We start from the raw sequence: 23,498 nt of genomic DNA, 5'->3' as shown, positions 1-23,498 counted from the left end.
AGACCCCGGCAAATCAACCCAGCAGGCCGAAGCTCCAGAGAAGTACAGACTTCTGCGCATGGATGCGGTTTTCGGCCTCGTCGAATACCACCGACTGGGCGCTCTCGAAAACATCCGTGGTAACTTCGTCGCCCACATGCGCCGGCAGGCAGTGAAGGAATTTAGCGTCGGATTTCGCGCATTCCATGAGCTGCGTGTTGACCTGGAATGGGGCCATTGCAGCAATCTTGTTGTGGGCGTGGTCCTGACCCATCGAAACCCAGGTATCCGTCACGATGATGTCTGCCCCTCGCGCAGCCTCCGCGGCATCGTGAGTCAGGGTGACCTCGGCGCCACCCTGCCGTGCCATTTCGATGAACTCGGCTTCCGGCTCGTACCCGCGCGGCACGCCCACCCGGACGTTGAACTTGAACAGTCCTGCGGCTTCGAGGATGGAATGAAGGACATTGTTGCCATCGCCCAGCCAAGCCAGTTCCAGACCAGGCAGCGCCTTCCCCTGCTCGACGACGGTCAGCAGGTCGGCCACGATCTGGCAGGGGTGAGACCGATCTGTCAGGCCGTTGATCACCGGCACGTGCGCGTAATGCGCCAATTCCTCGGCCTTTGCGTGATCGTCTGTCCGGATCATGATGGCATCAACCATCCGGCTCAACACGCGCGCCGTGTCGGCGATGCTTTCACCCCGACCCAGCTGGCTCGTGCCCGAATCCAGGATGAGAGCCGAGCCACCGAGCTGACGCATGCCGATGTCGAAGCTGACACGGGTACGGGTGGAGTTTTTCTCGAAGATCATGCCCAGCACGTGGCCGGCAAGCGGCGCATCGGCATCGGGCTTGCCCTTGGGCCATCCCTGACGCGCTGTCTTTCTGTCCTGCGCATCCACCAGCATGGCGGCGATCGCATCTCCGCCCGCGTCCGAAAGGTCGAGAAAATTCCTGACCGCCGGAGCTAGATCGAGCGCGTCGCCGCCCGCCATCAGTTTGCCGCCGGATCGTAGCTTGCCGCGCCGGTGGAGAGCTTGTCGAAGAATTCGTCGAATTCGGCATCATCGGCAACCAGCGGCGGCAGGACGCGCAAGGTCTGGTCGCCGGCGGCCACGGTCAGCAGCTGGTGATTGTCGCGCAGGTGAACGAAGAAGGGCCTGCTTTCGACCTTCATCCGCAGACCCAGCATCAAGCCCTTCCCGCGCACGAAGTCGAACAATTCGGGATAATTGCCGATGAACTGTTCGAGACGGCTGCGCAGGCGTTCGCCCTTTTCGGTGACTCGGGCAAGGAATTCGTCATTCGCCACAGCATCCATCACTGCCGTGCCCGCAGCCATGGCAAGCGGATTGCCGCCATAGGTAGAACCATGTGTGCCGAAGCCCATGCCCCGGGCAGCTTTTTCCGTCGCCAGGCAGGCGCCCAGCGGGAAGCCCCCGCCGATGCCCTTGGCAGTCGCCATGATATCCGGCTCCACGCCGTAATGTTCATAGGCGTAAAGCTTTCCGGTCCGCGCCACACCGCACTGAACTTCGTCGAACACCAGCATCAGATCGTGTTCGTCGCACAGCGCCTTCAGCCCGTGAATGAATTCATCCGATGCCGGGCGGATACCACCTTCACCCTGGATCGGTTCGACGAGGAAGCCGGCCGTCTTGTCGGTCACAAGGGCCTTGGCGCTTTCGAGATTGTCGAATTCCGCATACTGGAAACCAGCGAGCAAGGGCATGAACCCCTTGTGCATTTTTTCCTGATTGGACGCGCTGATCGTCGCCATGGTTCGGCCATGGAAAGCGTTAGTAAAGGTGATCAGCTCGGTGCGATTGGCGTCGCCATCTTCATGCTGGTGATAGGCGCGAGCGGTCTTGATGGCCGCTTCGACGGCTTCCGCGCCCGAATTGGTGAAGAACACGGTGTCCGCGAAAGTCTTGTCGACCAGCCGCTGCGCCAGAGCTTCGCCCTGGGGGCTGCCGTAGAGGTTGGAGACATGCATCAGCGTCTCGGCCTGCTTCTGGATGGCTCCGATCAGGCCTTCGTGGCTGTGCCCCAGCAGATTGACTGCGATGCCGCTGGCGAAATCCAGATATCGCGTACCGTCTTCGTCGATCAGATGGCAGTGATCGCCTGCGACAGGGCGTACGCCGCAGCGGGGATATACGGGCATCAGCGGGCTGATCGACATTCTCAGGACTCTCCTCACGAGTATCAAAGACAAATGGCGGCCCCGGAACGGGAGCCGCCATCTGCGTGTTTGCCAGCGATCTATTCCTTCACGCCGCGTTGGTCAAACGACAGCGGAAGGAGTGCTCTCTGCCTTATTCGGCAGGAACCAGATTGACCGCGGAATATTTGCCGCGTCGGTCGACCTCGAGGTCGAATTCGTAGCGCTCTCCTTCATTCAGAGTGGAGAGGCCCGAACGTTCCACGGCGCTGATGTGGACGAATGCGTCCGGCTGACCATCGTCGCGCGTCAGGAAGCCGAAGCCCTTCATCGAATTGAAGAACTTGACCGTACCGCTCGCTCTTTCGCCGGTCAGTTCGCGGCGCGGTGCCGCGGCCTTCTGTTCGACTTCGATCACGTCACCGACAACCTGAAGGTCCTGCGCCGAAACTTTGCCGCCGCGATCCACCAGGTTGAATTCCAGTTCCTGCCCTTCGGCGAGGCCTTCAAGACCTGCACGCTCGACAGCGCTGATGTGAACGAAAATATCTTCGCCACCGGTTTCTTGCTGGATGAAGCCGAAGCCCTTCTGCGAATTGAAGAACTTCACCGTGCCCTTGCCGGTACCAACGACCTGTGCCGGCATGCGGTTGCCACCGCCAGCACCGCCGCCCCCGCCGCGTGGACCGCCGCCGAAGCCGCCGCCGCCACCGCGGTTGCCGCCACCGAAGCCGCCGCCGCCACGATTACCGCCGCCGTATCCGCCGCGATCACCACCGCCGCCGAAACCGCCGCCGCCGTAACCGCCACGATCACCGCCGCCAAAACCGCCGCCCTGTTCGAAACCGCCGGGAGGTCCACCGAACGGGTCAAAATCTTCGCCGATATTGTCCCGCTTGTCCCGTCCCCGGCGCCGCCCTTTGTCGTAACCCATAAGTCGTAAAATACCTTGTCGCGCAGCCGAGTAATCATTCGCTCGGGCACGCAGGCTGCGAGGCGTACCCGGCGTTTGCGCATGGGAGAATCTGGAAAATCCACCCCGCATTACTCGCATGCATAGCGTGAAAGATTGCATCTTGCGAATATTTTAGCGCACAATCGTGTTCTGACGCACGAATGTGACATTTTCGCATGTAAAAGTCGGCAGAATTCTCCCTTGCCACCGCAACTAGGCTTGGGCATCGGGGGCAATATGGACTTGATCGCGCTGTTTTCCGACCCTGCCGCATGGCTGGCTTTGCTCACTCTCATTGCCCTGGAAGTAGTTCTTGGGGTGGACAACCTGATCTTCATTGCGATTCTTTCGAACAAGCTGCCTGAACATCAACAACAGAAAGCCCGCAGGATCGGCCTTTCGCTGGCACTGGTGATGCGCATAGGGCTGCTGATGCTGATCGGCTGGATTGTGACCTTGCAGCAGCCTTTGTTCGATCTCGGCATTCAGGGTTCGCCAAGCGCATATGGAGAGCCGACCTTCGAGACCGCCTTTTCGGGGCGGGACTTAATTTTGCTGGTCGGCGGCCTATTCCTCCTCTGGAAAGCGACCAAGGAAATCCATCATTCGATGGAGCCGGAAGACAATTCGGGCGACCTTCTGGACAAGACGCCTGGTGCGGCTGAGGCCGTGACCGCAACATTCGGCACCGTTATCGCCCAGATCGTTGCGATCGATCTGGTATTTTCGGTCGATTCGATACTTACCGCAGTCGGCATGACCGATGACATTCCCATCATGGTCATAGCAGTCGTTATAACAGTCGGCATCATGATGATCGCTGCCGATCCGCTGGCGAAATTCATCGAGAAAAACCCCACGCTGGTAATGCTGGCATTGGCCTTCCTCGTTATGATCGGCCTGGTCCTCATTGCCGACGGCTTCGGATTCCATGTTCCCAAGGGCTACATTTATGCCGCGATGGGATTTTCGGTCGGCGTCGAGTTGCTCAACATGGTACAACGGAACCGGCGGGCCAGAAAAGCAAAGGAGGCTTAGGACAGTGACCGAATTCAAGCTGCTGCGCGAAGGAATGCTGGCATCGCCTCAGATCGTGGCGGAGGACGTCGCACGGGCGAAGGAAGCCGGGGTCACTCTGATCATCAACAACCGCCCCGATGGCGAGGCGGCGGATCAGCCTGACGGTGCAGAAATCGAAGCGGCCGCCCATGCAAACGGCATCGCCTATCGTGCCATCCCGGTCAGTTCGGCCGGTTTCAGCCTGCCGCAGATCGAAGAGATGCAGACTGCTTTGGACTCTGCGGAAGGAACCGTGTTGGCCTACTGCCGCTCCGGCACCCGCTCGACGATCCTCTGGGCACTCGCGAATGCCAAATCCGGTGCGCAAGTCGACCAACTGTCGGAAGATGCCGCAGCAGCGGGTTACGATCTTTCCGGTATCAGGCCAACCATGGACCTGCTGAGCCGCCAATCTGACGGATAAAGTACAGAACCATGTATTGCCGTCGGGCGCCGCAAGCAGCGCCTCGGCTGTAAATTCATGACGCTAAAAACCGGTTGCAGTTGAAAACCCGATTGCAGGCAACACCGCCTCTGCCTAACCTCCCGACTCGGGAGAGAGAAAATGGGCGAATTCGACGTTGTCGTCATCGGTGGCGGAAGTGGTGGTAGCGCAGTTGCCGGGAGACTGGCCGAATCCGGCAAGACTGTGTGTCTTCTGGAGGCAGGGGGCCGAAATACCGGATTACGCGTGACCACCCCCGGGCTATTTGCAGTGCCGAACCCCGGGGCCAACTACATGTACGAAACCGTGCCTCAGATGGGCCTGAACGGGCGCACCGGTTATCAGCCGCGCGGCAAGGGTTTGGGTGGCAGTTCCGCTATCAATGCGATGGTATACATCCGCGGTAATCGCTGGGATTATGATAATTGGGCGGCGCTCGGTTGCACCGGCTGGGCCTATGATGACGTCCTTCCCCACTTCAAGCAGGCGGAACACAACACCCGCGGCGAAAGCGAATATCACGGTGCCGCTGGCCCCCTTTGGGTGAGCGACCAGCACTACGCCAACCCTGCAAGCCTTGCCTTCGTCGAAGCGGCGGCACAGTTGCAGCTGCCGCGTAACGACGATTTCAATGGGGCGCGGCAGGAAGGCTTCGGCGTTTTTCAGGTCACGCAAAAGGACGGCGAGCGCTGGTCGTCGTCGCGCGCCTATGTCGAACCGCTGAGAGGTTCGAGAAACCTTGATATCCGCATTGGCGTGACCGTACAGAAACTGGTGATCGAGGACGGACGCGTTACCGGGGTCACCTATTCCGTGGGGAAACGGACCCGCACTGTGAGCGCCCGGGGCGGAGTGGTCCTTTCCGCTGGCACCTTCAATTCACCACAGATTCTCATGCTTTCGGGCATCGGCCCCGGAGTCCATCTGCGAGAAAACGGTATCCAGGTGAGGATCGACAAGCCGGCCGTCGGATCAGACCTCCAAGACCATATCGATTATGTTTCCAGCTGGCAGTCTGAGAATACTCAGCTCATCGGCAGCACATTCGCAGGGAAGCTGCGTATGGCGAAGGCGCTAATCGAACATCGGCGCAAACGCACTGGCATTATGACCACTCCCTATGCCGAAGCTGGCGGGTTCTGGAAGGTGATGCGTGATGCTCCTGCCCCCGATATCCAGTGGCATTTCGTTCCGGCCGTGCTGGAAGATCATGGCCGAACTAAAGTAAAGGGGTATGGTTTTTCGCTTCACGCCTGCGTGTTGCGGCCGGAAAGCCGGGGGAAGGTGCGGCTCGCAAGCAGAAACGCAGAAGACGGGCCAATTATCGATCCCAACTTCCTTGCTGACGATCGCGATATTGCCACCCTGCGTGAAGGTGTGAGGATGTCGCATCGCATCGCTGGCTCCCCTGCCCTCCAGGCGTTCGACCCACGCGACCGCCATCCGGTCGATCTGAACGACGATGCGCAACTCGACGAAATAATTCGCAATCGCGCCGATACCGTCTACCATCCAGTAGGCACTTGCCGAATGGGACCGGGTGACGACGATGTCGTCGATCCGAAATTGCGGCTGCGGGGAGTTGAAAACCTCTGGATCGCGGATGCCAGCATCATGCCGCGGATCGTGTCTGGCAACACCAACGCGCCGAGCATCATGATCGGCGAACGCTGCGCACAATTCGTGAATGAAGCGCTTGGCCGCTAGGCTGGAGGTCGGATCCTTCCTTTGCTCGGAAGGGTCGTGATACCGTAGGTCAGTGCGCTGAGGCTAGAGTTGCTTGGTCATGGTGGCGAGGGGGAAAGCTATGGGACCGTTGGTATCCTCCCATTCGCTTTCGACTTCGTAGCCACAACGTAAGTAGAAGGGCTTGCCTGCCATGGTGGCGGCCATTTCCAGTTCCGTGAACCCTTCCGCACGAGCAGCGCTCTCGGAGGTCTCGAGTATCAACCTGCCCACTCCTTTGCGCACATGATCGGGATGAGTGTACATCGCGCGGATCCGGGCACGCTCGCTCGACGGGTCCAGAAGCCGCGGATTTCTGCCAGCAGAATGATTGCCTCCATAAAGGGTCGCGCGGCGCGACCAGCCACCACAGCCAGCCAGCGCTCCGCCTGCTTCCACCACGAAATAGGTGCCGTCTGCGATCAGCATCGCATCGAGACCCATTCCCCCCTTGGATGCTTCGATCTGTTCGGGCTTCAGATAGCCTCGCTGCAACTGCTCGATAGCCTGCGCCATAAGCTCAGCGATAGCACTCTCGTCGTCATGCCGGGCCAGCCGGATAGTCAGCATTGCGATCCTTTCGCAAAGAAAGGGGCGACCGTTACGGCCGCCCCCCTCCTTCAGCAAAATGGCTTTGCTGTTACCACTGAAAGCGCGCGCGCAGGTAATAGCTGCCGCCGTTGAAGCCGAATGGCGAACGTTCGCCATACTTGCCCCCTGCAACGCCCGAATAGGGATTGAGATCGGGATAATTGTCGAACAGGTTCTGTGCACCTGCCGCAATTTCGAGGCCGTCTATAACTTCGTACCCTAGTTCAGCATCGAAGGTGACTTCAGCGCCTGCGTCGATCGGCAAGGTCGAGTCCTCCAGATAGGCTTCGTAATAGCTGCCGAAATAGTTGGCGCGTAAAAGTCCTCGGAGACGGCCCTGCTCATGCGTCAGGTTGAGGAAGCCTTTCCATTTCGGCAGACCTTCTTCCAACTGGCGTACCCGCGTATCCGAGATAGTCTCCCCGACGTCGGTCACCGACGTATCGGTGTAGTTGATAGCAAGAGTTGCCCGCGTGGTACCTCCCTCGATCGGATAGAGGCGTGCATTCGCCACGAAATCGAGACCTTGCGTGCGTGTATCGAAGTCATTGTTGAAATAGGTGAAGGCAACAAGATCCTCGAACCCGGTGAAATCCGCGCGGTTCAGGGATCCCGCCGCATCCAGCTGTGTCAGCAATTCGGCAGGAGACGGGAGGTCCGCGTCAGCCGCATTGTAATCCGTCGGACAGGCTGTTCCCACACCATCCCGTTCCGCAACATAGCACAGCGCCGCAGGGAAATTGATCGTGGAGGAACGCGAAATGCGGTTCTTGAGCTTGATGTTGAAGTAATCGAGAGTGACGGAGAAATCACCGAAATCACCTGCTACGCCAAGTGTGAAGCTGTCTGCCTTTTCGGGCCCGAGCGTCGGACGGTCGAGACCCAGACTATTCTCCACATAATCCGCGGCGATGAGACCGGGAGGGCTGTTGAGCGGGAAAGTACCCTCGTCCTGCAGCATCCCCCCGGAGAACTGCGTCGTCACATTGATGACATTCGCCTGGCCGGCCGTGGGTACATGGAAGCCGGTCGAATAGGTGCCGCGCAAGCGAAGCGCATCGGTCAGCTTGTATAGCCCACCCAGCTTCCAGGTTACCGTATCGCCGAAGCTCTTGGTATCTTCATAGCGGACAGCACCCTGGAGGGTCAGAGCATCGATGAGATCGGCCTCAATGTCGATATAGGCCGCCTTATTGTCTTCCTTGCTCGAACCGGCCGCATTGGTCGCGAAACCGGGGAACCCATTGGAGCTGGTCGAAAAGCCCTGGCCGATGGGATAAGCTGCGGTGGGCTGCGCCAGCGGACCGAGCTGGAAGGACTCCGGATCGCCAGCAGTAATCGTGAATTCCTCGTCACGGTATTCCGCACCGGCCGCAACATATACGCTGCCTTCGCCTAGCGGAACTTCATAGCCGAGATCGAAATTTACGACGTTTTCCGTCTGCGCATAGCCACCGGGATTGAATGTGGTGGGGGTGTTGGGCCCAAGCGAAGCGTTGACCGTATTGCGTATCTGGAAGGATGTCTTGTTGCGCCCGTGGCGATAGCTGAGGTCGTAATCCAGGCCACCGAACAGCTGGCCACGGAAGCCGGCAGCTACCGAATAATCCTCTACGTCACCGCCGAAACGCGGAGTGAATCCGCCTGGGAAAATCTCCACGAAGCTGAAGCAATTGTCATCAGCCTGTACTTGCCCAAGGATCGTCGGATCGGGGATGAGACCTCCTCCCGCGGTCAGCGGAATGCCGGCAGGACAGTCGCCTGCAGTGTCGATCGAGAGATCTCCGACCAGCACGGAGGGCACGCCGCCATCTTCTTCCGCCAAAGGCTGGCCTGTCGCCGGGTCGACTGTCGGCCCTGCGAATACACCACCGCGATTGGTTGGATTGCGGAAATAGAAGCCGCCGTCGACATTGCGTTCTGCATAGTTACCGAAAGCATAAAAGCTGACGGCCGGGCTGAATTCATAACCCATATTGGCATAGAATTTGGTGTCGTCGTTGACGTTGGGCTGCCCCCAAATCTGCGCCGGGTCGGCGACGGCCGTATTACCCGCCGCGATAAGTGCAGCCGCATCGTCGCGCTGAACCGAGCGCGATGTGGCCTCGGATTCGCCATATTCCCCGGACAAATTGATGAAACCGCCGGTTCCAAGTCTGAGGCCGATATTGGCACCAATCGTATATTGGTCGCCGTCCCCCTCGTAAGTTTCTCCCCACTGAGCCGAGATGGTCCCGCCATCGGGAGCATCTTTCAGGATGAAATTCAGAACGCCTGCGATGGCATCCGAACCATATTGCGAAGACGCTCCATCGCGCAGGACCTCCAGCTGCTTGATCGCGATTGCCGGAATGACCGAGATATCCGGACCCTGCGAGCCATCTGAAATTCCGCCACCAAGGAAGGCGATGACGGCGGCGCGGTGCATGCGCTTACCGTTTACAAGGACAAGTGTGTTGTCAGGCGACAGGCCCCGCAAGTTGGCTGGTCTTACCAAAGTAGCGGCGTCGGAAATTGGCTGCGTGCCCACGTTGAACGACGGCACTGTAACGCGCAGCACATTGCCAATGTCGCTGTTTGCAGAATTGTTCAGTTCTTCCGAGCTGACCACATCCACGGGCGCAACGGTATCGGCAGCGGACCGGTTGGTTTGTCGGGTTCCGGTGACGATAATGGCTTGCGAGTCAGCGGCGGCAACGGCCTCCGCATCCGTTTCAATCCGCGTTTCTGAGTCCTGCGCCAGAGCGGGCACATTGGCCCCCAAGCCGGCTACCCCAGATAAAAGAGCTGCTCGATAAAGTATTTTTGTATTCCTGGATCGAACCATCATCATTTCCTCCCTGATGAACATACCAAAACACAAGTAACGGCATGTGATTCGATGCTTATACTCTTCCGAAAGAGTCTACAATTCACTTATATTTCAAATATTTATAAAAAAGGGGCCGAGATCTTCAGATCCCGGCCCGTCGGTAGTCGGTGTTCGCAGGAGGAACATGTGTAGGCGGGGCCGCCTTTAGCTGGAGAGAGAGGTGGCGGCCCCGCCAAACTGGTAATCAGGTCGTACGTGTGAATTCCGGATAGGCTTCGATCCCGGTCTCCCCTAGATCGAGGCCGGCCATTTCTTCCGCTTCGCTAGGACGAAGGCCGATGGTGGCTTTCAGTGCAAACCACACCGCAGCCGAGACGATGCTGACGAAGACGCCGGTCGCGACCACACCTGTAATCTGGGCCACAAAGGGGACTTCCGTATTAGTAAGCGGAACCGCGAGCGTGCCCCAGATGCCGGCCATAAGGTGAACCGGAATAGCACCGACCACGTCGTCAACCTTGAGCTTGTCGAGGATGGGGACGAAGATGACCGGAAGCGCACCGCCGATACCGCCGATGATGATGGCCATGCCGACATTCGGCGTCAGCGGTTCAGCTGTGATAGCGACCAGGCCAGCCAAAGCACCGTTGAGTGCCATGGTGGTGTCTGCCTTGCCATAACGAAGCTGCGTAAAGATGATCGCGACCACCACACCTGCGCATGCGGCCATGTTGGTATTCACGAAAATCTTCGACACGTCCGAAACATCGCCCACCGTGCCCATTGCCAGCTGCGAAGCGCCGTTGAAGCCGAACCAGCCGAGCCAGAGAATGAAGGTCCCGAGAGTGGCCAGAGGAATGCTGGAACCCGGGAATACAGCCATCTTGCCGTCTTTGGCATAACGGCCGAGACGCGGGCCGATGATCAGGGCGCCCATGAGCGCAGCCCAGCCGCCGGTCGAGTGAACGAGAGTGGAGCCGGCAAAGTCCGAGAAGCCCATCGCATCGAGCCAGCCGGCACCCCATTCCCAGCTTACGATTACCGGATAGATGAAGCCGGTGAGGATCGTGACAAATACGAAGAAGGGAACGAGTTTCACGCGTTCGGCCACGGTGCCTGAAACGATAGAAGCAGTAGTGGCGCAAAATACCATCTGGAAGAACCAGTCAGATGCGACTGAATATCCCGTGCCGGTATCCGCTTCTCCCACTCCCTGCATGGTGTAGGGGAAATTGGCGATGCCGAAATAGCCGCCTTCGAAACCGGGGTACGCGATCGAATAACCGATCACCCAGAACATCAGGCCTGCAATGGCATAGAGGCCAATGTTTTTCAGACATTGTACCGAAACATTCTTGGAGCGGACCAGGCCGGCTTCCAGCATGGCGAAGCCAGCCGCCATCCACATGACGAGAAAGCCGCCGATAAGGAAGAGAAGCGTATTGAAGATATATGCAGTGCCGCCGCCAACAGCTTCTGCGGCGGGCGTTGCAGCTTCCTGAGCCAAGGCAGGTTCAGCAAGTCCAAGCCCGGCGAGCGCCAGGGGAGCGATGCGATAAAGCGAGCGTTTCATGTTAGAGGTCCCCCTTAGAGCGCGGTTTCGCCGGTTTCGCCGGTGCGAATGCGGGTGGCGCTGGCTAGGTCGAAGACGAAGATCTTGCCGTCGCCGATGGCTTCGGTGCTTGCAGTCTGCTGAATTGTTTCGACGGCCTGCGCGGCGAGTTCGTCGGCGACTGCGATCTCAAGCTTTACCTTGGGCAGCATGTTCGTCGAATATTCAGCGCCGCGATAGATTTCGGTCTGTCCCTTCTGACGGCCAAACCCCTTGACCTCGGTAACTGTCATTCCAGCCACACCAATACTTCCGAGGGCTTCCCGCACCTCGTCCAGTTTGAATGGCTTGATGACTGCGATGATGAATTTCACGCCCTCGCCCCCTCATACACTAACCGGTCCAAACACCGGCTTTCAGAGATGAGCAAAAGGCATGCCAAACGGCTTAGGGCGCAAAATTACGCCTTTAGCCTCCATTTTGGAATAAACACTGCCCAAATCTCGGGCGGATGATTACTTTTTAATCAACTCAAGTGTGGCGGAAATCGGTAGGTGATCCGATGCGAGCGTCGATAGGCCAGTTCGGTGCACCCGATGTCCGTCGCAGGACCAATGGCGCGTGGCCACAATCCGGTCGAGCGTAGCGACCGGCTGTCGCGAAGGATAAGTTCGGCCGGGCGTGACTACATTCCAGTATTCCGTAAATTCACGCATGGCGCCTGTCGCACGGCCCCATTGGTTGAAATCGCCCATGATGACCGTCGGCAGGCCTCGCTCGCAACTTTCCACGTAACGAACCAGAGTCCGGATTTGATCGCGTCGGCGCAGGCCGGAAAGGTCAAGATGGGTTCCGATAATCCGGATGCGCTGACCTTCGACTGTCAACTCTCCGCATGCAGCACCCCGAGGCTCCAGGGTCGGCAAGTCGAGAGCTTCTGCATCATGCACTTCGAACTTGCGGCGAACGAGCAGGGCGTTGCCATGCCAGCCGATGCTTCTTGGCCGCTTGGCCACTTCGACAAGGCGCCATGGACTGTCGTCGATCTCGGAACGGGGGATACAGGATTCGCGTGCGCCAATGCGTCGATCGGCTTCCTGAAGCGCTATGACGTCCGCGTCGATCTCGTGCAGGACGGATAGTATCCGCTCCGGATCGCGCTTGCGATCCAGCCCCACGGCCTTGTGGATGTTATAGCTGGCAAAAGTCAGGCGCACGGAAGTCTCAATGCTCTTGGCGACTGTCTGGTGCCGGTAACTTCAAAGAAAATCCCGAATAGTTTTCATGAAGCGATCGAATTGGTCATGGTGCAGCCAATGGCCCGCATTCTCGAACTCGATGACTTCCGCGTTCGAAAAATGGTCGAGCCTGCCATCGCCTTCAGGGTTCGAAGCCCAGCTATCCGCGCCATAAAGCAGCAGAGTGGGGGCGGAAATCGCGGACCAGGTCTGGTGAAGAAATTCATCCGCGACGTCTTCTACTTGCCAGACGTTGAGATGCGGATCGAACTTCCAGCTGTAAGTGCCATCTTCGTTTCGGTTTATGCCGTGGATCGTCAGATGGCGCGCCTGTTCCTCGGTCAGATAGCTGTTTTCTTCGATCATGCGGGCAAAGGCGGACTCGATGCTATCATATTTGCGAGGCGTCCGACCGGAAGCAGCGCGTTTCTTGCCAATCCATTGGGCCATGCGTTCCGGGTAGCTTTTTTCCCGCATTTCGGCCTGCCGTTTCGGGCTTGGACCCAGACCTTCGATCGCCACGATCTTTGTGACCATATCGGGCATTGTCCCGGCATAGCGCAGCGAGACATTTCCGCCCATGGAGTGGCTCACGATCGTAACAGGGCCGACACCAAGCTGGTGAACCAGCTGAGCCAGATCGTAGACCATGTCGGTTACCTGATAGTTCCCATCGGAAACCCAGTCTGAGTCCCCGTGGCCGCGGTGGTCCATCGCCACAACATGCCAGTCGTCCCGCAGTTGCTCCGCTACCCAGTCCCAGCTGCGCGCATGATCGCGGCCACCATGAACAAGAATTAGCGGCGGCTTACCGCGATTGCCCCAGTCCAGATAGTTGAGGCGAAGGCGTTGCGAGATGAAGGTTTGCGATGTGGGGCCGGTCAGCGTCATGCCTGTGCTTTGCAACGGCGCCACACTTGATTCAAGATCACCGTTCCTTGGTTGCAGAGAAGGTGAGATCGGGATTTTTTTCTTCCTGATAATTCACGTCCCATGGGCTCTTCGCCATGAATACGAGATCTCCGTCCCTATCCTTCGCCAGGTTCGCGCGATTGAATTTCTCGAATTCGTCGACTGCCTTGGAGTCCCCCCTCAACCAGCGAGCTGTCGAGAAGGGGGAGGCTTCCAGCCGCGCCTGGACTTTGTATTCAGCTTCCAGCCGGCTGATCAGGACTTCCAGCTGCAACTGGCCAACGACGCCGATAATCCATTGCCCGCCAATTTCGGGGTAGAAAACCTGGATCACGCCTTCTTCCGAAAGGTCATCCAGTGCCTTGCGCAATTGCTTGGTCTTCGTGGGATCGGCAAGCTGCACGCGGCGGAGGATTTCCGGGGCGAAATTGGGCAGGCCGGTGAAGCGGACCTGGTTCTTTTCCGACAATGTGTCACCCACGCGGAGCGTACCATGGTTGGGAATGCCGATGATATCGCCGGGTTCGGCCGTATCGGCGACTTCCCGGTCTTGCGCGAAGAAGAGGATCGGCGAATGGATAGCGACAGGCTTACCCAGACCCGAAGGGGTCAGTTTCATGCCCCGTTTGAACGTGCCCGACACCTGACGCATGAAGGCAATGCGGTCGCGATGATTGGGGTCCATATTGGCCTGCACCTTGAAGATGAAGCCGGTAACCTCGTCGCGGTCGGGCGAGATTTGTTCCTCGCCCGCAGGCTGAGGACGCGGCGGCGGTGCATATTTGGCAATCGCCTCGATCAGCTCGACGACGCCGAAGTTCTTGAGCGCTGAACCGAAATAGACCGGTGTCAGATCGCCGTTGCGATAAGCTTCGAGGTCGAATTCGGGATAGCCGATTTGCGCCAGTTCGGTATTCTCGGCGATAGCCTCGGGAAGCTCGAAGTCTGCAACCCGCTTACCCTTGAATTCCTTCGACGGACCTTCGGGCACCACCACTTCGCCCGACGCAAAGTCCAGAATGCCCTGGAATTCCCCGCCCATGCCGACCGGATACATTTGCGGGCTGACATCCAGTGCAAGCATGTCCGCAATCTCGTCGAGCAGTTCGAAGACCGGCCGTCCCTCGCGGTCGACCTTGTTTACGAAGGTGATGATCGGTACGCTGCGCAGGCGGCAGACTTCGAACAGCTTACGCGTTTGAGGCTCGATACCCTTGGCCGCGTCGATCACCATGATGGCGCTGTCGACTGCGGTGAGCGTGCGATAAGTGTCTTCGGAGAAATCCTCGTGCCCGGGCGTGTCGAGCAGGTTGAAAGTGATCCCGTCACGCTCGAATGTCATTACCGAGCTGGTTACCGAGATACCGCGCTGCTGCTCGATCTTCATCCAGTCCGAACGCGCCCGGCGGGCCTGCCCGCGCGCCTTGACCTCGCCCGCAAGATGGATCGCACCGCCGGTGAGCAGCAGCTTTTCGGTCAGCGTGGTCTTACCCGCGTCGGGGTGCGAGATGATGGCGAAGGTGCGGCGGTCGGAAGTCATGGAGAAAGGTATTTCGGGTCAGTCGCGCGCGACCTGAAAGCCGGCATAGCTTTGGCTAACGGGCATCAGTTCTAGCGTGTTGATATTGAGATGCGGGGGCAGTTCAGCCACCCAGCGAATGGTTTCGGCGATATCTTCTGCCGTCATCGGCTGCGCGCCGCCGTAAAGCTTATCGTGCGCCTCTTTGTTGCCACCGGTGCGGACCATGGTGAATTCGGTCTCCACCATACCCGGCTCGATCGAGCAAACGCGCACGCCGGTTCCGTGGAGATCGCTTCTTAGACCCAAAGTGAACTGGCGAACGAATGCCTTCGTCCCGCCATACACATTGCCGCCCGTGTAGGGATAATTCGCCGCAACCGATGAAAGGTTCACGATGCCGCCTTTGCGCTCGATCAGCGTTGGAAGGAGCTTGTGCGTCAACGAAACCAGCGCGGTGACGTTGGTCTCGATCATGGTCTTCCAGTCGGCAAGATCGCTGTCCTGCGCAGGCGAAGTACCGAGCGCCAGGCCGGCATTGTTTACCAACAAGTCGATCCCGGCGAAGAGTTCGGGCAAAGCGTCAAGCACAGCGTCGCGCGCCGCTTCATCAGTGACATCAAATGCCGCCGCGTGGACCTTGTCCGCACCCAGTTCCTCGACCAGCGCGTCGAGGCGCTCCTTGCGGCGTCCGGTTGCTACACAGCGCCATCCGCTCGCCACGAGCGTGCGAACAGTTGCCTTGCCAATGCCTGCAGTGGCTCCGGTTACAAGTGCGGTCTTCATCCGCGAAGCTCCGCGCCCTGCTTGGCGGCATTGGCAACGACCTTGTCCGAGATCGCCTTGATCTCTTCGTCGGTGAAGCTCTTGTCGCCCGGCTGCATCACGACCTCGACCGCGACGGATTTCTTGCCTTCGGGCACGCCCTGTCCGGCGAAGACGTCGAAGACGCGCGCGTCCACGATCGCCTTCTTTTCTGCACCGCGGACCGCCTTTACAAGGTCGCCTGCGGCAAGATCGGCAGGGACGAGGAAGGCGAAGTCGCGCGTGATCGCCTGCAGTGCTGGTGGTGCATATGCCGAACGAGCAAAGCCGCCACCTTTCTTCGCCGGGATCGCATCGAGGAATATCTCGAGCGCCATCACCGGGCCATCGATGTCGAAAGCCTTTAGCGTGTTGGGATGCAAAGCACCGAACCGGGCGAGCACGTTCTTGGGACCGAGGCGCAAGGTGGCTGACTGGCCGGGGTGAAACTGGTCGCCAGCCTCGCCCATCACCATCAGATTGCCGGTTGGAGCGCCAGCGGCTTCCAGCAGCGCCATAGCCTCAGCTTTGGCGTCATAGGCGTCGAAACGTTGGGCCTTGCCGCTATTCCAACCACGCTGGGTCTTCTCGCCCGATAGCACTACGCCCAGCGTCGGTTTTTCGTCGCTCGCACCATCTTTGCCGCGGAAATAGCGACGGCCGATCTCGAACAGCCGCGCACCTTCCGCACCACGGTCGGCATTACGTTTCGCAGCCGCAAGCAAACCGGGAATGAGCGAGGGGCGCATCGCCTTCATGTCTTCGCTGATCGGGTTGTCCAGCACCCACAGCTCGGCGCCGTCTGCGAAATGGTCGGCTTCGTCCGTAGGGAGGAAGGACCAGGTAATCGCCTCGTTCAAGCCGCGTGCAGCAGCTGCACGGCGCAGCTTGCGCTCCAACTGCTGCAGCGGCGTCGCGGTCGGCAATGCGACACCGGGGCGACGCGGCAGCGCCACGCTCTCGACATTGTCGATGCCGTGGATGCGAACCACTTCCTCGACGAGATCTGCAGAGCCTTCAATATCATGGCGGCGTGGCGGACAGGTAACCGTCCAGGCGTCATCAACCTCGAAGTCGAGCGCGGTAAGGATTCCGCGCTGCTGTTCGTGGGGGACGGACACTCCGCCCAGGCGCTCAGTCAAATCCGGATCGAACTTTACCTGTTTGGCTTTGGTTGGCGGCGTTCCTGCGCGAACAACTTCGGTCGGTTCGCCACCACACGTCTTCAGGATCAGACTAGTGAGGATCGCAAGGCCGTCATCGAGAAACATCGGATCTACGCCGCGTTCGAACCGCGTACGTGCGTCTGAAGCGAGGCCAAGCTTGCGGCCCGTCACGCCGATCCGTTCAGGATCGAAATAGGCGATTTCTAGCAGCACCTCGGTGGTTTCTTCAGTCGCGCCTGAATGCTCGCCGCCCATGATGCCGGCGATATCATGCACGCCCGTGTCGTCGGCGATAACGGTCATCGTATCGTCGAGCGTGTAGGTTTTCTCGTTGAGCGCTTCGACCGTTTCGCCATCCTTTGCGCGGCGCGCCACGATCGCACCCGACAACTTGGCGAGATCATAGACGTGGGCTGGACGCCCGAATGCGAGCATCAAATAATTGGTCGCATCCACCAGCGGCGAAATGATCCGCTGGCCTGCCGCAAGCAGGCGGCGCTGCATCCATTCGGGGCTCGAACCGGTATTGTCGACGCCGCGAATGACACGGCCATAGAATGCCGGGCAGCCTTCAGGATCGTCAGTGCGGATTTCGACCGGGCACGAACCTGCTCCAGCAATTTGGGATGTTTCGACCGGTTTGAGCGAGCCTAACCCAGCCGCAGCGAGATCGCGCGCGATCCCCTGCACGCCCATGCAATCGGGGCGGTTGGGAGTGATGGCCACGTCGAAAACGGGCGAGGCATCGTGATATTCTGCCATGCCCATGCCGACTGGCGCATCATCGGGCAATTCGATGATGCCGTCATGCTCGTCACCCAGTTCGAGCTCGCGCACCGAGCACATCATGCCATTGCTTTCGACACCGCGGATCGCGCTCTTGCGCAGTTCCATGCCGTTCGCCGGGACAACGGCGCCGGGAAGGCCAAGCACGCCCTTCATTCCAGCCCGCGCATTGGGCGCCCCGCAAACCACCTGTAGCGGATTGCCTTCACCGGTATCGACCGTGAGGACCTGCAGCTTGTCGGCATCGGGATGCGGCTCAGCAGTCAACACCTTTGCGACGCGGAAGCCGGTCAGCTTTTCGGCCGGATCCTCGATGCCTTCGACTTCGTGGCCGATCCTGTTCAGCGCGGCCGCGATGTCTGTGACGCTGGCGTCCGTTTCGAGAAAGTATTTCAACCATTCGAGCGAAAACTTCATGCGCCTGCTCCCACACCTGCTGAAAGCGTAGGCTGGTCGAAGGGCGAGAAGCCGTAATGGTCCAGCCAGCGCTGGTCGCCGTCGAAGAAGGCGCGCAAATCATCCATCCCGTATTTGAGCATGGCGAGACGATCGACGCCGAGACCCCATGCAAAACCCTGCCATTCGTCCGGATCGAGCCCGGCGAATTCGATTACCCGGCGATTGACCATGCCTGACCCAAGCAATTCCATCCAGCCGTGGCCCGGTGCATCGCCGTCCCCGCCGAGAACCTTGCGGCCTTTCACATCCTGCCAACCGACATCGACCTCGACCGAAGGTTCGGTGAAGGGGAAGTAGGAAGGACGCAGGCGGAGCACGATATCGTCTCGCTCGAAGAAGGCTTTGAGGAAGGTTTCGAGCGTCCATTTAAGGTGGCCGAGATGGATGTCCCTGTCGATGACGAGCCCTTCGACCTGATGGAACATGGGTGTGTGCGTCGCGTCACTGTCGCTGCGGTAGACGCGGCCGGGAGCGATGATGCGGATAGGCGCGCCCTGTTCTACCAGCGAGCGGATTTGTACCGGACTGGTGTGCGTCCGTAGGAGCATCCGATTTCCGTCCGCATCGCGGTCGGGAAAATAGAACGTATCGTGCATGGCGCGCGCGGGGTGCGTTTCGGCCATGTTGAGCGCGGTAAAATTGTGCCAGTCGTCCTCGATTTCCGGACCAGTGGCGACCGAGAAGCCAAGATCGGCGAAGATTTCCGTCAACTCGTCCATCACCTGGCTGACCGGGTGCACGCTACCCAGCGGGGCCTGCGGCGCAGGCAGTGTAAGATCAAGCTTTTCGGACGATAGTTTCCGCTCCAGCTCCTCCGCTTCGAACCGGGCCTTGCGGTCGGCGATGGCGTCGGCGACGGCGGTGCGAGCACCCTGGATTTTGGGCGCCTGCTCCTGCCGCTCGTCCGGGCTCATCTTGCCGAGCGTTTTCATCAGGGCGGAAATCGAACCCTGCTTGCCCAGAAATTCGATCCGGATGGCTTCCAGCCCTTCGGCGTCCTGGGTTTCGGCAATGCGTGCGAGCGCATCGGTCTGCAATGTGAGGAAGTCGGTCATCTAACTCTCGGAAAATCACTCTTGCGGCCAGCCCCTAGCGGCATTGCGCCGATAGCTAAAGCCCGCTCTGTCGGATCATCCTGCGTCGGTTGGTTCGACCTGCTCGGCGGAGGCAGGCGCGGGCAAGCCCCAGATCCTCTTCCGCTCCGCGACGAAAGCATCGAGGATCGGGTGGTCCATCTCGGCATATTGGGTGGGATTCATGCCCATGAAACTGCGAAATTCACGCACGAAGTGGGCCTGATCGTGATAATGCGCGTCCATGGTCTTGGACCAGTTCTGCGCCCCGCTTGCTAGAAACGCCGTCAAACTGCGGATCAGGCGCTGACGCCTGAGCATCAGGCGCGGCGGAAAGCCGAAATAGCGGGCACACATCCGCTCCAGAGTGCGAACCGTCATACTGACCCGATCGGCAAGCTCGGGAACTTCGATAAGATAGGGATCGGCCATCGCCGAATGGATGGCCATTATCCGCCCCTCGTCGCGCGGCGGAGGGGCAAGCGCGCGCGCGAACTCGACGATCCGCTCGAAGTCCTCTTCTTCGCTCGCCTTCGAAGCACACAGTTCTTCGCACAGGGGGGCGAAACCGAAAAACGGGCTGGGCTTCATTCCGTCGAATACTCGGTCGGCGCAATCCTTCGCCTGCGCCTGGACATATCGGGCCCAGCCGACCGGCAGCAATCCGATGCCCCATAAGGTGCATGGCCCGACCTCGAAATTCACCGGATGCGAACGCGGGCCAGTCGCGGCAAAATGGCTGGTTACTTCACCGCCACTTGAAACAGTAAATGTAGGGGGGTTTTTGACAACCATTCGCAGGTTTCCCCATTCCGGCAGCAAGCAATCGGACACCATATGGCCCGGCAATGGCTGAACAGTGACCCTGTAAATAGTGCTAAAACAGTGAACGAGATCATCGGGCAGCGCAAAAAAACGCACATTTACTGTCCCAGACAGCCCCTTAGTCGCAACCTCTCTCACTTGACTATTATAGAGTAACTTTCATATTCGTACTAGCTGATATTACAAAAAAGCGGGCGCTTTCCGTCTGGAAAACGCCCGCTCCTTGATTTTTCATCGAAATTTTAATTAGGCGGGAAGCGCCTTCTTGGCCTGTTCGATGATGGCCTTGAATGCTGCGCCTTCGTTCATGGCGAGATCGGCCATTACTTTCCGGTCCAGTTCGATGCCGGCCAGCTTGGTGCCGTGCATGAACTGCGAATAGGTCAGGCCTTCTGCGCGGACAGCCGCGTTGATGCGCTGGATCCACAGGGCGCGGAAGTTCCGCTTCTTAACCTTGCGGTCGCGATAAGCGTACTGGCCGGCCTTTTCGACGGCCTGGCGTGCGACGCGGATGGTATTCTTGCGACGACCGCGATAGCCCTTGGCCTGGTCTAGGAGCCGCTTGTGCTTCTGGCGTGTGGTAACGCCGCGTTTAATGCGAGGCATATCAGATTCTCCTTAGTTCGCGATCAGTCGAGGCCGTACGGCGCCCACTTTTTCACTGCTTTCCAGTCCGCTTCGGACAGGACAGTCGTGCCGCGGTTCTGGCGGATATACTTCGCATTGTGGCTGGACAGACGGTGGCGCTTGCCGGCGACACCATGCTTGACCTTGCCGGTTGCGGTGAGCTTGAAGCGCTTCTTCACACCGCTCTTGGTCTTCAGCTTGGGCATTTTTATCTCCTTTGTCAGAGACACGTACGAACCAGCCCTGGCAGCCCTTGTCGCCAGGCCGGCTGAGAATCACGTGTCGGTGAAGGCGCGCGAAATAGCGCTTCTCCGCGCAAATGCAAGTCAGAAGTGGGTTACGTAGCCGCCGTCGACGACCAGAGTATGGCCGGTGATATAAGAAGAATCGGGGGAGGCGAGGAAGGCGACTGGGCCGGCGATTTCTTCCGGCCTCGCCCAGCGGCCGAGCGAGGTGCGGCGCTCAAGGTGATCGGCGACCTCGGATGTGCAGGTGAACCATTCCTCGTTCCGCTCCGTCAGGACGAAGCCTGGGGCGACCGAATTGACCGTGATTCCATCCGGCCCAAGCTCCGCCGCGAGGGCGCGTGTGAGGCCGTCGAGCGCGGATTTGCTGGCGGTATAGGAGGCATCCCCGCGCGCGATCAGGGAGGCGATCGAGGTGATGTTGATGATGCGGCCATAGCCGCGCGAGCGCATCAGCGGCGCGGCGCGGCGGGCCAGATCGAAGGGGGCGACGAGATTGATTTCGAGCAGGCGCCGCATGTCCTCCCGCTCGATTTCCTCGAAGGAACGCCGGTCCCGCTCGCCGACATTGTTCACGAGAATGTCGAGCCCTGTTCCGGAAAAGGCCCCGAACGCCCTCTTGATCGGTGCCTGATCGGCCAGATCAAAGGCGAGCGGCCGGACCTTGCCCCCGATCGCGTGGCACGCCTCATCGAGCGCCGCCGCATCCCGTCCGCCCAGCCAGACTTCGGCGCCATCGCCAGCCAGCCGCTGCGCAATCGCGAAACCCAGGCCCCGCGCCGCGCCGGTGACCAGCGCGATCCGCCCATCGAGTGATCTGCCGCCTGCCATGGTCAATGTTCGTAGATCATCTTGACCGTCATCCCGCCATCCACATTGAGATGCTGGCCGGTCACGAAGCCAGCGCCGTGCAGATAATCGACCGCCCCGGCAATATCTTCGGGCGTCCCGATCCGGCCCACCGGATGCTGGTCCCGATCCTTGTCGCGATGCTCCGGGTGAGAGCGGGCAGCGCTTTTCTGCCATGGCCCGGTTTCGATCCAGCCCGGCCGGATCGCATTGACGCGGATTTTCGGGCCCAGCGTCACCGCCATCGAATGGGTCAGCGCATCGATCCCGCCCTTGGCCGCCGCGTAGGCGAAGCTTTCAGGCTCGCTCATCACCGCGCGAGTGGAGGAGATGTTGGCGATGCTGGCGCTCTCGGCCCGGCGCAAATGCGGCAGGGCGGCGCGGCTGACGAGGAAGGTCGCCGTCAGGCTGGCATCGATCCACGCCTGCCAATCGGCAAGCGCCACATCTTCCAGCGGCCCGCAATAGGGATCGGCAATGCCCGAATTGTTGACGAGGCAGTGGAGCGGCTGGCCGCCGAGCCACTCGGCAATCCGCTCGAACGCTTTTGCCACCTCGCCTTCCTTCCCGACATCGCAGGTCAGCAACAGCGCCTTTTCGCGCGGCAGGGCATCGCGCAATTCGGCCAGCGCTTCGGCATCCTTGTCGAGGCCGATCACCTTCCAGCCCTTGCCGGCAAAATGCATCAGGGTCGCGCGGCCAATCCCGTTGCCCGCGCCAGTGATCAAGAGAGTGGTATCCTGCGTCATGCCTTCCTAACGCGTAAACTGGAAAAAGGGCGGAAAGCCCCTGCTGGATCAGGAGTGCCGGGTCAGGATTGGCCCATGGCCTCCAGCACGTCTTCCAGCCGTGCCGGATCGCCGATGGCCAGCACCGTGCCATCGCTTTCGGCATGGAGCGGTTCGCCCGCCCAGTCGCACATCAGGCCGCCCGCGCCTTCCACGATCGGGGCCAGCGCCGCGAAATCATGCAGCTTGAGGCCCGCTTCGCAGACGATATCGACATGGCCGCTGGCGACGAGGCCATAATTGTAGCAATCGCCGCCATAGATCATCTTCCGCTCTGCCACGGCCTTGGCCAGCCCCATGAAATGATCGGCCTCGTGATCGGAAAAATGATGCGGCGAGGTGGTGCCCAGCACGGCATCGGACAGTTCGCGGCAGGGCGCGGTCCGCACCGGCTTGCCGTTGAAGGTAGTGCCTTCGCTCATCCGCCCGGCCCAGCGTTCGCGGGTAATCGGCTGGTCGATAATGCCGAGCACGGGAAAGCCATCCTGCAGCAGGCCGATCAGCGTGCCGAAGATCGGGCGCCCGGCAATGAAGCTGGTAGTGCCGTCGATCGGGTCGAGCACCCACTGGCGGCGCGCGCCTTCGTTCCGCGTGCCGTATTCTTCGCCGATGATGCCGTCATCGGACCGCTCTGCCTCGAGGATGGTGCGCATCGCGGCTTCTGCCGCCTTGTCCGCTTCGGTCACGAAGCTGCGGTCGGCCTTCTGCTCCTCGCTCCATTCGCCCCGGAACAGGGGGCGGATCGCCTCTCCGGCGGCATCGGCGAGGCGGTTTGCGAGTTCTAGATCAGAAGGGGTAGCCATAAGGCGCATTTGACAGGTCGGGCGCTTTGGTCAAGGTGTGAAGGAAATGCCAACTCCCTTCGGGTCGCACTGAAGGGGCGCAAATGATTATGGGTGCAACAGGGGCAAGAGGGCTGTCGA

Annotated in this window: 22 protein-coding genes; 3 read left to right on the top strand and 19 right to left on the bottom strand. The window is 59.8% G+C overall.

Annotation, left to right across the window (positions count from 1 at the left end):
- Positions 1 to 13 precede the first annotated feature (13 nt).
- The 3 genes from argF to ACYQ0G_RS09730 all read right to left on the bottom strand — a co-directional run bounded on the left by argF (position 14) and on the right by ACYQ0G_RS09730 (position 3,079).
- Positions 14 to 976 carry an ornithine carbamoyltransferase gene (argF, locus tag ACYQ0G_RS09740; RefSeq protein ID WP_460102035.1) on the bottom strand — a complete coding sequence of 321 codons (963 nt, stop codon included), beginning with the start codon at positions 974 to 976 and terminating at the stop codon, positions 14 to 16.
- Positions 976 to 2,166 carry an aspartate aminotransferase family protein gene (locus ACYQ0G_RS09735; protein WP_460102033.1) on the bottom strand — a complete coding sequence of 397 codons (1,191 nt, stop codon included), beginning with the start codon at positions 2,164 to 2,166 and terminating at the stop codon, positions 976 to 978. Before ACYQ0G_RS09735 ends, argF begins: the two co-directional genes overlap by 1 nt.
- A gap of 133 nt (positions 2,167 to 2,299) precedes the next feature.
- On the bottom strand, positions 2,300 to 3,079 hold the full coding sequence (locus ACYQ0G_RS09730) for a cold-shock protein (RefSeq protein ID WP_460102032.1): 780 nt from the start codon (positions 3,077 to 3,079) through the stop codon (positions 2,300 to 2,302).
- 258 nt (positions 3,080 to 3,337) lie between these two features.
- Here ACYQ0G_RS09730 and ACYQ0G_RS09725 point away from each other — a divergent pair, with 258 nt between their 5' ends.
- The 3 genes from ACYQ0G_RS09725 to ACYQ0G_RS09715 all read left to right on the top strand — a co-directional run bounded on the left by ACYQ0G_RS09725 (position 3,338) and on the right by ACYQ0G_RS09715 (position 6,311).
- A complete protein-coding gene (locus tag ACYQ0G_RS09725) occupies positions 3,338 to 4,138 on the top strand; it encodes a TerC family protein (protein ID WP_460102835.1) in 801 nt (266 codons plus the stop codon).
- Positions 4,139 to 4,142: 4 nt separating this feature from the next.
- Positions 4,143 to 4,583 (top strand): protein tyrosine phosphatase family protein, encoded by a 441-nt coding sequence (locus tag ACYQ0G_RS09720; protein WP_460102030.1) that lies wholly within the window; start codon positions 4,143 to 4,145, stop codon positions 4,581 to 4,583.
- Positions 4,584 to 4,724: 141 nt separating this feature from the next.
- A complete protein-coding gene (locus ACYQ0G_RS09715) occupies positions 4,725 to 6,311 on the top strand; it encodes a GMC family oxidoreductase (protein ID WP_460102029.1) in 1,587 nt (528 codons plus the stop codon).
- Between the two features lie 63 nt (positions 6,312 to 6,374).
- On the opposite strand, the gene ACYQ0G_RS09710 is transcribed toward ACYQ0G_RS09715, so the two are convergent.
- The 16 genes from ACYQ0G_RS09710 to ACYQ0G_RS09635 form a co-directional block, all read right to left on the bottom strand.
- Positions 6,375 to 6,899, bottom strand: a complete 525-nt coding sequence (locus ACYQ0G_RS09710; protein ID WP_460102027.1) for a GNAT family N-acetyltransferase — start codon at positions 6,897 to 6,899, stop codon at positions 6,375 to 6,377.
- Positions 6,900 to 6,969: 70 nt separating this feature from the next.
- Complete coding sequence (locus ACYQ0G_RS09705; RefSeq protein ID WP_460102025.1) at positions 6,970 to 9,672, bottom strand: TonB-dependent receptor plug domain-containing protein; 2,703 nt, start codon at positions 9,670 to 9,672, stop codon at positions 6,970 to 6,972.
- 304 nt (positions 9,673 to 9,976) lie between these two features.
- Positions 9,977 to 11,305, bottom strand: coding sequence for an ammonium transporter family protein (locus ACYQ0G_RS09700; RefSeq protein WP_460102024.1), 1,329 nt, complete (start codon positions 11,303 to 11,305; stop codon positions 9,977 to 9,979).
- A gap of 14 nt (positions 11,306 to 11,319) precedes the next feature.
- Positions 11,320 to 11,658, bottom strand: a complete 339-nt coding sequence (locus ACYQ0G_RS09695; protein WP_460102022.1) for a P-II family nitrogen regulator — start codon at positions 11,656 to 11,658, stop codon at positions 11,320 to 11,322.
- Positions 11,659 to 11,799: 141 nt separating this feature from the next.
- Positions 11,800 to 12,501: an endonuclease/exonuclease/phosphatase family protein gene (locus ACYQ0G_RS09690; RefSeq protein ID WP_460102020.1), complete on the bottom strand. Its 702-nt coding sequence runs from the start codon at positions 12,499 to 12,501 to the stop codon at positions 11,800 to 11,802.
- A 42-nt stretch (positions 12,502 to 12,543) separates the two neighbouring features.
- The gene (locus ACYQ0G_RS09685; protein WP_460102018.1) at positions 12,544 to 13,413 is read right to left on the bottom strand and encodes an alpha/beta fold hydrolase; all 870 of its coding nucleotides are present in this window, start codon (positions 13,411 to 13,413) and stop codon (positions 12,544 to 12,546) included.
- A gap of 37 nt (positions 13,414 to 13,450) precedes the next feature.
- Positions 13,451 to 14,974 carry a peptide chain release factor 3 gene (locus tag ACYQ0G_RS09680; RefSeq protein ID WP_460102017.1) on the bottom strand — a complete coding sequence of 508 codons (1,524 nt, stop codon included), beginning with the start codon at positions 14,972 to 14,974 and terminating at the stop codon, positions 13,451 to 13,453.
- Positions 14,975 to 14,992: 18 nt separating this feature from the next.
- Positions 14,993 to 15,739, bottom strand: coding sequence for an SDR family NAD(P)-dependent oxidoreductase (locus ACYQ0G_RS09675; RefSeq protein ID WP_460102015.1), 747 nt, complete (start codon positions 15,737 to 15,739; stop codon positions 14,993 to 14,995).
- Positions 15,736 to 18,126: a phenylalanine--tRNA ligase subunit beta gene (gene pheT, locus ACYQ0G_RS09670; protein WP_460102013.1), complete on the bottom strand. Its 2,391-nt coding sequence runs from the start codon at positions 18,124 to 18,126 to the stop codon at positions 15,736 to 15,738. The genes ACYQ0G_RS09675 and pheT overlap by 4 nt, the downstream gene beginning before the upstream one ends.
- On the bottom strand, positions 18,123 to 19,223 hold the full coding sequence (pheS, locus tag ACYQ0G_RS09665) for a phenylalanine--tRNA ligase subunit alpha (RefSeq protein WP_460102012.1): 1,101 nt from the start codon (positions 19,221 to 19,223) through the stop codon (positions 18,123 to 18,125). Before pheS ends, pheT begins: the two co-directional genes overlap by 4 nt.
- 75 nt (positions 19,224 to 19,298) lie before the next feature.
- Positions 19,299 to 20,036, bottom strand: a complete 738-nt coding sequence (locus ACYQ0G_RS09660) for a helix-turn-helix domain-containing protein (protein WP_460102010.1) — start codon at positions 20,034 to 20,036, stop codon at positions 19,299 to 19,301.
- A gap of 276 nt (positions 20,037 to 20,312) precedes the next feature.
- Positions 20,313 to 20,672 carry a 50S ribosomal protein L20 gene (gene rplT / locus ACYQ0G_RS09655; protein WP_067464943.1) on the bottom strand — a complete coding sequence of 120 codons (360 nt, stop codon included), beginning with the start codon at positions 20,670 to 20,672 and terminating at the stop codon, positions 20,313 to 20,315.
- Between the two features lie 23 nt (positions 20,673 to 20,695).
- Positions 20,696 to 20,899, bottom strand: a complete 204-nt coding sequence (gene rpmI / locus ACYQ0G_RS09650; protein ID WP_221426156.1) for a 50S ribosomal protein L35 — start codon at positions 20,897 to 20,899, stop codon at positions 20,696 to 20,698.
- Between the two features lie 120 nt (positions 20,900 to 21,019).
- Positions 21,020 to 21,769 carry an SDR family oxidoreductase gene (locus ACYQ0G_RS09645; protein WP_460102007.1) on the bottom strand — a complete coding sequence of 250 codons (750 nt, stop codon included), beginning with the start codon at positions 21,767 to 21,769 and terminating at the stop codon, positions 21,020 to 21,022.
- A 2-nt stretch (positions 21,770 to 21,771) separates the two neighbouring features.
- Positions 21,772 to 22,536, bottom strand: a complete 765-nt coding sequence (locus tag ACYQ0G_RS09640) for an SDR family NAD(P)-dependent oxidoreductase (protein ID WP_460102006.1) — start codon at positions 22,534 to 22,536, stop codon at positions 21,772 to 21,774.
- Positions 22,537 to 22,598: 62 nt separating this feature from the next.
- The gene (locus ACYQ0G_RS09635; RefSeq protein WP_460102004.1) at positions 22,599 to 23,378 is read right to left on the bottom strand and encodes an inositol monophosphatase family protein; all 780 of its coding nucleotides are present in this window, start codon (positions 23,376 to 23,378) and stop codon (positions 22,599 to 22,601) included.
- Positions 23,379 to 23,498 lie beyond the last annotated feature (120 nt).

It is taken from the genome of Qipengyuania triglochinis, assembly GCF_054655615.1.
Note: the sequence above shows the minus strand (reverse complement) of the source record. Positions and strands in the feature narration are given on the sequence as shown.